At 66.2% G+C, this 10,844-nt stretch carries 11 protein-coding genes; 4 read left to right on the plus strand and 7 right to left on the minus strand.

Going from position 1 to position 10,844, the window contains the following annotated elements:
- Nucleotides 1-223: 223 nt before the first annotated feature.
- Nucleotides 224-1,825, plus strand: a complete 1,602-nt coding sequence (gene purH, locus AAGI46_12270) for a bifunctional phosphoribosylaminoimidazolecarboxamide formyltransferase/IMP cyclohydrolase (protein MEM1012981.1) — start codon at nucleotides 224-226, stop codon at nucleotides 1,823-1,825.
- 122 nt (nucleotides 1,826-1,947) lie between these two features.
- On the opposite strand, the gene AAGI46_12275 is transcribed toward purH, so the two are convergent.
- The 3 genes from AAGI46_12275 to AAGI46_12285 form a co-directional block, all read right to left on the minus strand.
- On the minus strand, nucleotides 1,948-2,964 hold the full coding sequence (locus tag AAGI46_12275; protein MEM1012982.1) for a rhodanese-like domain-containing protein: 1,017 nt from the start codon (nucleotides 2,962-2,964) through the stop codon (nucleotides 1,948-1,950).
- Nucleotides 2,965-3,157: 193 nt separating this feature from the next.
- Nucleotides 3,158-3,712, minus strand: coding sequence for a hypothetical protein (locus tag AAGI46_12280; GenBank protein ID MEM1012983.1), 555 nt, complete (start codon nucleotides 3,710-3,712; stop codon nucleotides 3,158-3,160).
- Between the two features lie 60 nt (nucleotides 3,713-3,772).
- On the minus strand, nucleotides 3,773-4,939 hold the full coding sequence (locus AAGI46_12285; GenBank protein MEM1012984.1) for a DegT/DnrJ/EryC1/StrS family aminotransferase: 1,167 nt from the start codon (nucleotides 4,937-4,939) through the stop codon (nucleotides 3,773-3,775).
- A gap of 84 nt (nucleotides 4,940-5,023) precedes the next feature.
- On the opposite strand from AAGI46_12285, the gene AAGI46_12290 reads away from it, so the two are divergent.
- From AAGI46_12290 to AAGI46_12300, 3 genes are read left to right on the plus strand one after another with little or no spacing between them, the layout of a single operon-like run.
- Nucleotides 5,024-5,638: an FUN14 domain-containing protein gene (locus AAGI46_12290; GenBank protein ID MEM1012985.1), complete on the plus strand. Its 615-nt coding sequence runs from the start codon at nucleotides 5,024-5,026 to the stop codon at nucleotides 5,636-5,638.
- Nucleotides 5,639-5,644: 6 nt separating this feature from the next.
- Nucleotides 5,645-6,343 (plus strand): RsmE family RNA methyltransferase, encoded by a 699-nt coding sequence (locus AAGI46_12295; GenBank protein MEM1012986.1) that lies wholly within the window; start codon nucleotides 5,645-5,647, stop codon nucleotides 6,341-6,343.
- Between the two features lie 57 nt (nucleotides 6,344-6,400).
- Nucleotides 6,401-7,045 (plus strand): hypothetical protein, encoded by a 645-nt coding sequence (locus AAGI46_12300; protein ID MEM1012987.1) that lies wholly within the window; start codon nucleotides 6,401-6,403, stop codon nucleotides 7,043-7,045.
- A gap of 81 nt (nucleotides 7,046-7,126) precedes the next feature.
- Here the strand turns inward: AAGI46_12300 and AAGI46_12305 are convergent, their stop codons facing one another.
- From AAGI46_12305 to AAGI46_12320, 4 genes are all read right to left on the minus strand, one after another.
- Nucleotides 7,127-7,558: a hypothetical protein gene (locus AAGI46_12305; GenBank protein ID MEM1012988.1), complete on the minus strand. Its 432-nt coding sequence runs from the start codon at nucleotides 7,556-7,558 to the stop codon at nucleotides 7,127-7,129.
- Nucleotides 7,559-7,708: 150 nt separating this feature from the next.
- On the minus strand, nucleotides 7,709-8,959 hold the full coding sequence (locus AAGI46_12310) for a hypothetical protein (protein MEM1012989.1): 1,251 nt from the start codon (nucleotides 8,957-8,959) through the stop codon (nucleotides 7,709-7,711).
- Nucleotides 8,960-9,014: 55 nt separating this feature from the next.
- The gene (locus AAGI46_12315; protein MEM1012990.1) at nucleotides 9,015-10,028 is read right to left on the minus strand and encodes a polyprenyl synthetase family protein; all 1,014 of its coding nucleotides are present in this window, start codon (nucleotides 10,026-10,028) and stop codon (nucleotides 9,015-9,017) included.
- Nucleotides 10,029-10,346: 318 nt separating this feature from the next.
- The coding region (locus AAGI46_12320; GenBank protein MEM1012991.1) for a hypothetical protein at nucleotides 10,347-10,844 on the minus strand (498 nt) is incomplete at its 5' end.

Consider the following 10,844-nt stretch of genomic DNA (forward strand, 5'->3'; position numbering starts at 1 on the left):
AAGCCGCGCAACACGAATTTTGACTCGAGCGTACGCGTCTGAGAACGAGCCCCGAGCGTGAGCGGGCGGGGCTGGACGCTCGCCAGACCCGCGCGCTCACGCTCGGGGCTCGCATTCGACAGCGCCTGTTCGGATCAAGAGTCGTGTAACGAGGTAGCTGCGAGTCTGTGGCTCGCAGTCTGGGCGTCGAGCCCGACGCGTGTGACCCCGACTACCCTCCCACGTGGCACAATCGGATCCGCAGCTCATCCCCGTCAAACGAGCCCTCCTGAGCGTCAGCGACAAGACGGGGCTCGTCGACTTCGCTCGCGTGTTATCGGACGAGTTCGGCGTCGAGCTGCTCTCCACCGGCGGAACCGCCAAGACCCTTCGCGAGGCAGGGCTGCCCGTGACCGACGTCAGCGACGTCACCGGCTTCCGCGAAATCATGGCAGGGCGGGTCAAGACGTTGCACCCCAAGATCCACGGCGGCCTGCTCGGCCGGCTGCCCGAGGACCAGCCCGTCATGGCCGAGCATGGCATCGAGCCGATCGACCTGGTCTGCATCAACCTCTACCCGTTCGAGGAGACGGTCGCCAAGCCCGACGTGACGTACGCCGAGGCGATCGAAAACATCGACATCGGCGGCCCCGCGATGATCCGCGCGGCGGCGAAGAACCACGAGCGCGTTGCGATCGTGGTCGACCCGCAGCAGTACGAAGACGTGCTGGATGAGTTGCGGAAGGGTGGCGCCACGACATCGGCGACACGTCGCTCGCTGGCCCGTGACGCCTTCGAGCGGACCACCCGCTACGACGCCAACATCTACGACTACCTCTACCGCCAGATCGATGAGGAGTTCACAGAGCAGTCGCCGGTCGAGAGGTTCTCTCGGCAGATGGATCGTAATCCTCGCAAGCTGCGTTACGGCGAGAACCCTCACCAAAAGGCATACTTCATGCCGAGCCACCCGTACGAAGCGAGCGTGCTATGTGCGGAGCAACTGGGAGGCAAGGAGCTCGGCTACATCAACCTTCTTGATGCCGATGCTGCTTTAGACACCGTGAAGGAGTGGTCGGCGAAGGAGCGAGCCGCCTGCTGCATCGTCAAGCACGCGAGCCCCTGCGGCGTCGGTCTTGGTGACGAGGCAGATCAAGCCTTCTCGGCTGCTTACTCATCTGATCCGCTCGCCGCATTCGGTGGCGTCCTTGCGTTCAACCGAACCGTCGATGAGGCGGCGGCAAAGGTCATGTGTGATGGGCAGAAGTTCCTCGAGGTCGTCGTCGCGGAAGCTTTCGATGCTAAAGCTGTCGAGCTCCTGCAGGCACGCTGGAAGAACGCTCGGCTGCTAGCCGTCGGTCCGATGCTGCGTGATCATGGCGATCGTTCGCCTTCGACGGTCCACCATCTTGTTGGCGGCAGGATCGCTCAGGAACGCGACCTCGTCGGCGTCGTTGAGTCGGAGTGGAAGGTCGTCAGTGAGCGGCAGCCGTCCGATAACGAGTTGGCGGCGATGAAGTTCAACTGGCTCTGCTGCAAGCACGTCAAGAGCAACGCCGTCGTCATCGGCGGGACGCACGGCACCTTTGGCATCGGCGGGGGGCAGGTCGATCGCGTCGCGGCGGCCGAGCAGGCGGTGAAGAAAGCAGGCGACCGCGCCAAAGACGCGGTCGCTGCGAGTGATGCATTTTTCCCCTTCCCGGATGGGCCCAAGGCGCTGCTCGACGCGGGCGTCACCGCGATTGTCCAGCCCGGCGGATCACGCAACGATCAGCTGACCATCGACCTCGTCAACGAACGCGGTGCGACGATGATCTTCACCGGTCGACGCCACTTCCGTCACTGATTCAGCACGGAGAGACGAAAGCGAGCCCCGAGCGTGAGCGAGCGGGTTTCGGGACGACCACCAGGACCCCTCGCTCACGCTCGGGGCTCGTGATGCTCGGATCGGGTGATCCCTGAACCCTCTCAACCTTCCGTGTCTCCGTTTGTCTGCGGTGAGTCGATTTCGGTGTCGTCCCGATTCCCGTACTCGTGCCAGCTCGCGTCGTAGATGGCGACGTGGTCGTAGCCGAGTTCGCGAAGGACGAGGTAGGGGAGGGAGACGCGGGTGGCCGTCTGGCAGTAGAGGACGATCGGCCGGCCGGCGGCCTTGGCGTCGGGCAGGCCGTGACGCTCGAGGATGGATTCGATCTCGGCCAGCGGGCGAAGCTGCTTGTTCTCGTCGAGCATTTCGGCGTAGTCGGCGTGGATGGCACCCGGGATGTGGCCGCCGCGGGCGTTGCTGCGGAGGGTGGTGCCGTCGAACTCGCCAAGGCTGCGGGTGTCGTAGAAGACCGGGCGATCCGACTCGGGCGAGGCGAGGGCGGCCTGGACGTCGGCAAGGTTCCACACGAAGTTCGGCCGAGCTTCGGCGACGTATTCCGCGATTGGCAGGGTGGTCGGCTCGGTCTCGACCTCGCGGCCTGCGTTGAGCCAGACGTCGATGCCAACACCGTCGAGGAAGTAGACGCGCTCCTGGCCGAGCCAGTCGAGGACCATCGCGGGGATGGTGCCGTCGCCCTTTCCGGCGTGGTTGCCGTAGACGACGACGGATTTGTCGCGGCTGATGCCGGCGTCGCCGAGGAGGCGTTCGTAGCGGGCGATGTCGGGCTGGCCGGCATCGTCGAGGAAGAGGTACTGCGAGTCGCCCTCGCCCGGTTTGGCCTTGCCGGTCCGAAGAGTCTTGCCTGGCAGGTTGATCGCGCCCGGCAGGTGGCCCGAGGCGTAGGCGTCCGGCGAGCGGGCGTCGACAAGGACGAGGTCGTCGCCGAGCTCGGCCTGGAGTTGGTCGAGCAGATCGGGCGTGATGAACGTCGTCAGCCGCTCCTCCTGCATGTCCACCACGTCCGGGACCGTCGCTGCGTTGGAGGCGGCGTCGCAGCCGACAAGGGCGAGTCCGAGCGGTGCGACGAGTGCGGCGGCGATGAGTGGCGAGACCTTCATAGATATTCCCTACGGGTGAGTAGGAGAATAGGTGCGGGTGGTCGGTGGCGTCAAGTGCGGGAAAGGCTCTTCCCTGTCATCCCGAGCGCAGCCGAGGGACCTCGCCAGGATCGGATCAGAATCCAGACGGGGTCCCTCGACTCGCTGCGCTCGCTCGGGATGACGGCGGGAGGATGTCGGGGCGAAAGCGCGTTCAACTGCCACGCAATGCCAGAATCAGCTCGACCTCGCCGGTGGGGCGATTGACTTTGCGGCTGATGACGTCCGTCGACTCGCCCGCGTCGGCCAGGGCGTAGATGTCGCGGTGGGCGGCGATGGCGGCCAGGCCGCTGTCGGCGGGGCCGGATTGGCCCGCGACGACCTTGTCGACGATTGCCTTGGCCTGCGCTGGTGCCGACGTCGACGCGGCGGCTTCGAGGCGATCGGCGGCGGCGTCGGCCTGGGCGATGAGTTGCTCCAGCTTGGCCGCCTTGGTGTCCATCTCGCCGCCCATGCGACGCGACAGCGACTCGAGCTCCAGCACCAGCGAAGCCATCTGTCGTTCGGTCGACCGTTCCGTCGCGAGCGATCGCGCAGCCGAGGCGGACTTGGCGAGCGGGTCGCCGCGGCGCTTCTTGCGCTTCTCCTTGGCCGGGCGAAGCACCATGAGCCAGACGAGCATCAGCACGCCCAGCGCCATCGCGGCGATGCCGGCGTTGCTTTCGATGCCCGGCAGCAGCGGGCTCTTGGCTTGGAGAAGGATGAACATCGAGGCGACCTCCTGTCAGTCGATGAAGCGGGCCACGTCCTGCGGCCTGCGTGAAGAAGCTTACGGCCTGAGCCGCTCGCGTTGAAGTTGCACGTCGTCGAGCACTTCAAGAAGCACGTCGCACGCCTGGTCGACCTGGCTCTTGGTCATCGAGCTGAAGAACGGCAGGGCGAGCGTGCGTTCGCTCATGCGTTCGGCGACGGGGAAGTCGCCCGGCTTGTAGCCGAACTGCTTCATCATGTACGGCTGGAGATGGATGGGCGGGAAGTAGTTGTTGCAGCCGATGCCGCGGAGGCGAAGGCGGCGGATGACGTCGTCGCGATCGCCGCTTTCGAAGAGGTCGCCTAGCCGGACGACGAAGACGAACCAGCTGGCCTGCTCGTGCTCGCCGAGGGTCGGCAAGATCAGGTGCGGGCAGTCCATCAGCCGGTCCATGTACATCGCCGCAGCTTCACGCCGGCCTTCGAGGATTTCTTCGAGCCGTTCGCACTGCACGCATCCGATGGCGGCGGCGATTTCGGAGAGGCGGTAGTTGTACCCGAGCCGCTCGTGCGCCAGCCAGCCCATGCCCTCGCGGCCCTGGTTGCGGAGGCTTCGGCAGAGGCGGGCGAAGTGGTCGTCGTCAGTGACGATCATCCCGCCCTCGCCGGTGGTGATCTGCTTGTTCGGGTAGAAGCCGAAGACGCCGGCCCGGCCGAAGCTGCCGATCGGGCGATCGCCGAGCGTTCCGCCGAAGCCTTCGCAGCAGTCTTCGATGAGCGTGACCTCGTTGCGTCGGCAGACGCGTTCGAGTTCGTCCATGTCGCCCGGGTGTCCGAAGCACTCGACACCGACGACGGCCTTGGTCTTGTCGGTCATCGCCTTCTCGGCGAGCCGTGGGTCGAGGTTCAGCGACTGCGGGTCGATGTCGGCAAAGACGGGCTTGGCATTAACGAAGAGGGCGGCGTTCGCGCTGGCGACGAAGCTGAAGGGCGTCGAGACGACCTCGTCGCCGGCGTCCACGCCCGCCGCGACCATGCAGCAGTGCAAGCCGGCCGTTCCGGACGAGACGGCGATGCCGAACTTGCGACCGGCGATGGCGGCGCACTTTTCCTCGAACTCCTCGACTTTTGGGCCGATCGACAGCGTGCCAGAGTTCATGACCTGGACGACGGCATCGATCTCGGCCTGGGTGATATCGGGGTTCGACAGGGGGACGAGATTTGGGATGGCTTTGCGAGCGGACATGAGCAGCTTGGACCGCCGAGAAAGCGTCCGATAATCGTATCGGCAAGCGGCCCCGTCCGCGCCCAGTTTCGATAGGATGTCGCGATGCCCGACGACACGCCGAGCGAGGACACGGCACCGCAGCCATCGGCCAAGTCGCGCGGCCGAGTCATCGACGATCTGCTGGGCCTGTCGCGGTGGCGCAAGGGCCTGATGACGCTGTTCACGATGATCGCCGTCGCCGGCGGGGCGATGTGGGGGCACGCCAAGGTGACCACGCCCAGCCCCGAGAGCGATCCCGCCTACCTGCAGGCCGAGACAATGCCGGACGGCGCTGCCGGCTTCGTAGGCGATGGTGCGAGCGACCGGACGATCGCCTCGTCCGCCGAAGTCGAGCCCGAGCTGCCGTGGCACGGCCGGCTGGGCGGTTGGGGCGCGAGGCTGGGCTTCAGCTTCGTCGCGGGTCTGCTCGTGGGCGTCTTCTTCCGATCGTTCCTCAAGACCATGGCCGCGCTGACGGCGGTGGCGGTCGCGGCGATCTTGGGGCTGAGCTACTTCAACGTGCTCGACGTCGACACGACGATCCTCCGCGAGAACTACGACTCCGCCGCCGAGTGGACCAAAGGCCAGGCGGGCGGCGTGAAAGACTTTGTGATGCGGTTCCTGCCTAGCACCGTCGCGTCGACCGCGGGATTCGCCGTCGGGTTCCTTCGCCGCTGATCGATCGTGGCGACGCACTTGCCGCGAGCCCGGGCAGAACTCGGCGACGATCAGTTGGCCGGCGATGCGACAATGCTACAAGCCGACGTCGCCCGTCACCTCACGCGCTCGCGTCGCCTCGGTGACGGCGACGAGATCGAGGTCTTCGACGGCACGGGTCGATCCGCCAGGGCAAAACTCATCGTCAGCCACGAAACCGTCATCGCCGAGCTGCTCGAAGCGCCGACTGTCGTCCGCCTGCCGTCGCTGGTGATGTGCGTCGCTGTGCCCAAAGGCCAGCGGGCCGACTGGCTGGCGGAGAAGCTGGCGGAACTCGGCGTGACGCGGTGGGTGCCGCTCGTCACCGAACGCTCCGTCGTGAACCCCGGCCACAACAAGCTCGACCGCTGGCGTCGCCTCGCCTCGGCCGCTGCGACGCAGAGCCACGCGCCAGAAACGCTCGACGTTGCCCGGCCGATGTCGCTGGCTGACGCACTCGCCCACGTCGGCCCGGGTGCAGTTTACACGACCGAGCGCGACGCGACTGTCAGCGACGGTGCGACGCCCGCAATCCACTACATCGGCCCCGAAGGCGGCTGGACCGATCGCGAGCTCGAAGCCTTCGCCGCCGCTGGCTGTTCGTTCGCGACGCTCGGCCCGACGATCCTCCGCATCGAAACGGCCGCCATTCTCGCGGCGGGTCTGGTGCGGTTCGCTGGCGATTAAGCGTTGCTGCTAACAGGTGGTCGCCGCTGGAATCGCGTGTCGCTGTAGCATCCGGGCATGACCGACCCCTACTCGCCGTACGGCATGCCGATGACCGGCGCGGCGGCGGCTCCGGACAAGCCCGGCATCATCAAAGCAGCGGCCGCGTCGGTGTTGCTGCTGGGGCTGCTTCTGGCGGGTGGGTTCCTCGTCAACGTCGCCCTGACCGACGCCGAGACCCTCATGGAACGCATGCCGCCCGGTCAGGCAGCCGACATGCAGGCTCAGGGCATCGACGGCGAGCAGCTTCGAGCGCTCACCCTCGGCTGCGGCGGCGTCATGGGCTTGTTCGTTGTCGGCATTGCCATTCTCCTGGCCGCGTTCGTCTGGGCGGGCAAGGGCTGGGCGATGATCACGTCGATCGTCCTTGCCGGTTGCCTCATGCTCTGCTGCGGCCTCAACGGCCTCTCCGAGATGGTGCTACTCGTCCAGCCGATGGACGGCGCCCCCGTGCAGGCATCGTCCGTCGTGGTCAGCCTCGTCACGGCCTTCGGAGCAATCGCGTCCATCGTGCTGCTTGCCATGGCCCTACGCCACAGAGCAAAGCAACAGACCCTCCCACCCGACGCCGCCTACCAGGCCGCCTGGCAGCAGTACTACGCCCACCAGCGACAGATGCAGCAGCAGTCCCAGCAACAACAACAGCCGCCACCGACCAGCTGATCGGCGACGGGCAACAAAGAAGCCCCGCCTGCCCAAGTGGCGCAGGCGGAGCAGTGAAGGAAAGGGCGTGTCCTGTTTGACTCAGGGCACGAACGCCGTCAGCGAGCCGCCGACGCTCGAGAAGCCGGGGCCGGTCACGACCGAGATCGATCCGGACGCAAAACCCGGGCCGCCGAGGGTGATCGAGCCGCTGCCACTGGCGGAGTTGCCGCCGGTGCTGCCCGAGACGCTTCCGCCAAAAGTGCCCGGTCCGGTGCCGCCGAAGGTCACGCCGTCTGTGAAGACGCCTGACAGATCAAGGTCGAGATCGACGTTCGGATCGAACACGAAGTCAACATCGAAGGTGAAGTCTTTCACGTAGTCGGTGTCGCCGGCGTCGAACTCGCCTGGCTGGTGGCCGACGACGTCGATGACGACCTCGCCGGTGTCAGGCGTGGTCGGGAGATCGACGGTGCTGAAGTCGAAGTCGCCGAAACCGAAGAGGAGTCGTCGAGATTCAAGTGCTTGGAACATGGGAGTCTTTCGCGTGAGGGAAAAGAGTGCATGCCGGGTGACCCGGCCCGCAGGCGTTCGACGGGTGTCGGACGCCATCGGCCAAGGGCGGGGCGCCATCCGCCGGCCGAACTGCAACTACCACATCTTTCGCGAAAGAAACGTCAAGAGCTACTCCTGCGAAAACGTGATCGCCGAGCGAGCCGCCAGGAGCGGGTGTTCCACCGTCACACGAAACACCGACATGTCCTCCTGCGCGACCGACTGCGACCCGCTTGCCAGCAGTCGCTTCGCCAGCACCTCCCCGTGGGGCGTGATCTCGTCCTTCAGACGCGTCAGCGACGAACCGAGCGAGAACAGCTCGGCCTGGCGGAACTGGTCGGGGGAGTCGTCGCCGAAACCCAGCATCGGCAGGTACGTCCGAACTGTCGGGCTGCCCGCGTGCACCATCTCACGGGGCAGGATCACGTCCATCACCAGCCGCTGTGAAGGCGTCGTCAGCGTCGTGCGGAAGTTCAGCGTCGGCGGATCGCCGCTGAACAGCTCCTTCATGCCGCGGATGACCTGGCCCACGGTGATGCGGATGGCCGACCCGGCGCCGACCTGCTTGCCGGCGAGGCGATGCAGGTGATCGCCGTTGCTGTCGACCTCCGCGACGACCTTCGGGATCGGTTTGGAGCACAGCTCCGGGATCAGCGACGCGACGGCGGGCTCCTCGCCGACGGGGCGGAGCACGTGCTTCTTGTCGAGCGGCTCAACGGCGCGAAGGCCAATGTCGACCGGCTTCACCTTGCCGGGCACCTTCGCCGACGGTGCCTGGAACAGGCGGACCAGGTGCAGCGGTTGCGCGGGGCGAAGGCGGTGCAGATCGTCGACCAGGTAGCCGATGGCGAGGTCGGCGGTGCCGTCCGAGTTGGGCATGACGACGTAGCAGGCGTGCAGCAGCGACGACGCCCGGCCGAGCAGGTGCCGGTGGGCGCGGAAGGCCTCGCGTCGCTGGCGTTCGTCCTCGGCCTCGCCGGCATCGCCCGCCTCGTCGACCCGATCGGCCAGTCCGTTCGCCAGGGCGATGAAGGCGCGTCGGCTCCGGGCGTGACGTGGAATGAGCAACTCGAAAGCGGCAAACTGGTTCGCCAGACGATCCGCAGCTGGTGCGTCGTATTGCCGGATCGACTCGACGAATCGTGCCGACGATCGCGGCCCGGGCACGTCGGCCGCGACCGCGGCGGCCGGTAGCGGGCTGCGCGCGAGGCGAATGATCTGGCTCGCCAGCTTCGTATCCAAGCTCAGCAGACGCACCAGATCAGCTGCCCGCCGCACCCGCCCGGGGACGGTTTCGAGTGCCTGAGACACCGCGTCACGCAGCGACTGGACGACGGCTGGAATCTCGACAAGCGGATCAGGAGAAGCGGCTTTGGGCACGCTCGCCATCGTACGGCGAGACGATTTTCGGGAAAGAAACCAGACGCGTTACTGCTCAGGCCGATCGCGCGACGACAAAGTCGCAGACGGCCGTCAGGAGATCGTGAGCGGGGCTGTCGTCGAGCCCTTCCAGGCAGGCCGCGGCCTCGCAGGTGAGCCGGCGTGCCTCGTCGCGAGCGAACTCGACCGAATCCGAAGGCCGGACGAGTTGGCGAACCTGTTCCGCGCGATCCAGCTGATCGCCGACGAGCAGACTGCGAAGCAGCTCCGCGTGCTCTTCGGGTGCGTTGGCCAGGAAGTGGATTAGCGGCAGGGTGAGCTTTTGCTTTTCCGCATCGACGCCGACGGACTTGCCGACCTCGCGCACGTCGCCGAGCAGATCGAGCACGTCGTCCTGCACCTGGAAGGCCATGCCGATCAGCTCGCCGTATCGCTGCATCGCCCGGCCGAGCTCGTCGTCGGCACCGGCGAATCGTGCACCGAGCAGGCAGCTGGCCGCGGTGAGTGCGCCGGTCTTGCGCCGTATGATCTCGTAGTAGGTCTCCTCGGACAGCTCGAGGTTGCCGCGATGGCTGACTTGCAGCAGCTCACCCTCGCACAGCTGGTTGGTCGTGCGACCGATGATGCGTGCCGCCCAGTTGGCCGACAGTTCCGGCGGGGCTTCGACGCCGCTGCAAAGGTGATAGCTGTGGCTGATGAGGTAGTCGCCCAGAAGGACGGCCGCCTCGTTGCCGTGAAGGTGGTTGATGGTCGCGCCCTTGCGGCGAAGCTCGGCTTCGTCGAGCACGTCGTCGTGGACGAGCGTGCTCATGTGCACCATCTCGACGACTGCCGCCAGCTCGATGAGCGACTCGTCGACCTCACCGTTTGGTTCAACAGCCCGGCCTGTGAGCAGCAACAGGGTCGGCCGAAGCATCTTCCCGCGGAATCGCCCGACGTGGCGAACGAGGGCGTCGACCGACGGGAGATCGCTGCGCAACTCGTTGTCAAAGATACGCTCCACGCGATCCAGTGCCGGCCCGATGAGCTCCGCAATCGCGTCGGCAAAACGCTCCCGCGATCTCGGCATGCTGCGGCCGAGCGAGGTAGGACGGGAAGCTGTCGCGAAGGGCTTGGTGTACATGTGGCGTCTCTGCAGCCCGACGTCGGCTGCCTGCCTCTTGTTCGACAGTAACGCGTTTTGACCGTTGGTGTTGTGTGTTTCGTAAACAATGAAACATGTGAACCGCCGGGAAGTCTTGGGGACTTGCTGTAGTTTTGCGAGCTACTTGTCCGCGAGACCTCGCGCGGTCTCACCACCGGTGCCGCTGACGTGGCGAATGAACCGACCTTCGATGGCTCGTCGACGTCGCTTCGAACGATCATCGACGGGCCGTTGTCGACGTCCTCAGACGTCCGTCTCCGACGGCTTACGGCGGAGGTCGACCAGTAAGAACAGCTGGAAGGGCCAGGGGTAGAGGCGATAGAGCCGGTCCCACCGGTAGACTGATCCCATCGACACCGGCAGGCCGCGGCGGCCCAGTTCCTCGAGGAACTGGGCCAATGCTCGGCCGACCGAACCGTGCTGCATGCGAAGCCGCAAGTTGCCCCAGTCGACGACCGCCCCGAGCCGCTTCCACGCTTTGAGTCGTGTCGGAAGTGGCAGCATGGACCACTCATCGAACGACCTCGGCCAGTCGCTTCGCTGTCGATCCTCACGCATCGACACGCCCAGCCGCACGTACCAGCGCGGCTTGTTCCGGTACGTCCGCACCTGCACCGCATCGCCGCGACGCTCGCCGTGACGGCGGCACCAGTGCAGCACCGCACGCCGGCGGGCCACGTCCTCGCGGTCCTGCTCGGCCGCCCGCTTTAAATCTTCCGTAGCTGATGCACATCTTCTCGA

Source organism: Planctomycetota bacterium (assembly GCA_038746835.1).
GTDB lineage: Bacteria > Planctomycetota > Phycisphaerae > Tepidisphaerales > Tepidisphaeraceae > JBCDKH01.

What these genes read in the sequence shown, in the direction of transcription:
- AAGI46_12275 (MEM1012982.1), bottom strand. Translation starts at nt 2,964, where the DNA reads ATGAAGGTCTCGCCACTCATCGCCGCCGCACTCGTCGCACCGCTCGGA.
- AAGI46_12280 (MEM1012983.1), bottom strand. Translation starts at nt 3,712, where the DNA reads ATGTTCATCCTTCTCCAAGCCAAGAGCCCGCTGCTGCCGGGCATCGAA.
- AAGI46_12285 (MEM1012984.1), bottom strand. Translation starts at nt 4,939, where the DNA reads ATGTCCGCTCGCAAAGCCATCCCAAATCTCGTCCCCCTGTCGAACCCC.
- AAGI46_12290 (MEM1012985.1), top strand. Translation starts at nt 5,024, where the DNA reads ATGCCCGACGACACGCCGAGCGAGGACACGGCACCGCAGCCATCGGCC.
- AAGI46_12300 (MEM1012987.1), top strand. Translation starts at nt 6,401, where the DNA reads ATGACCGACCCCTACTCGCCGTACGGCATGCCGATGACCGGCGCGGCG.
- AAGI46_12305 (MEM1012988.1), bottom strand. Translation starts at nt 7,558, where the DNA reads ATGTTCCAAGCACTTGAATCTCGACGACTCCTCTTCGGTTTCGGCGAC.
- AAGI46_12315 (MEM1012990.1), bottom strand. Translation starts at nt 10,028, where the DNA reads ATGCCGAGATCGCGGGAGCGTTTTGCCGACGCGATTGCGGAGCTCATC.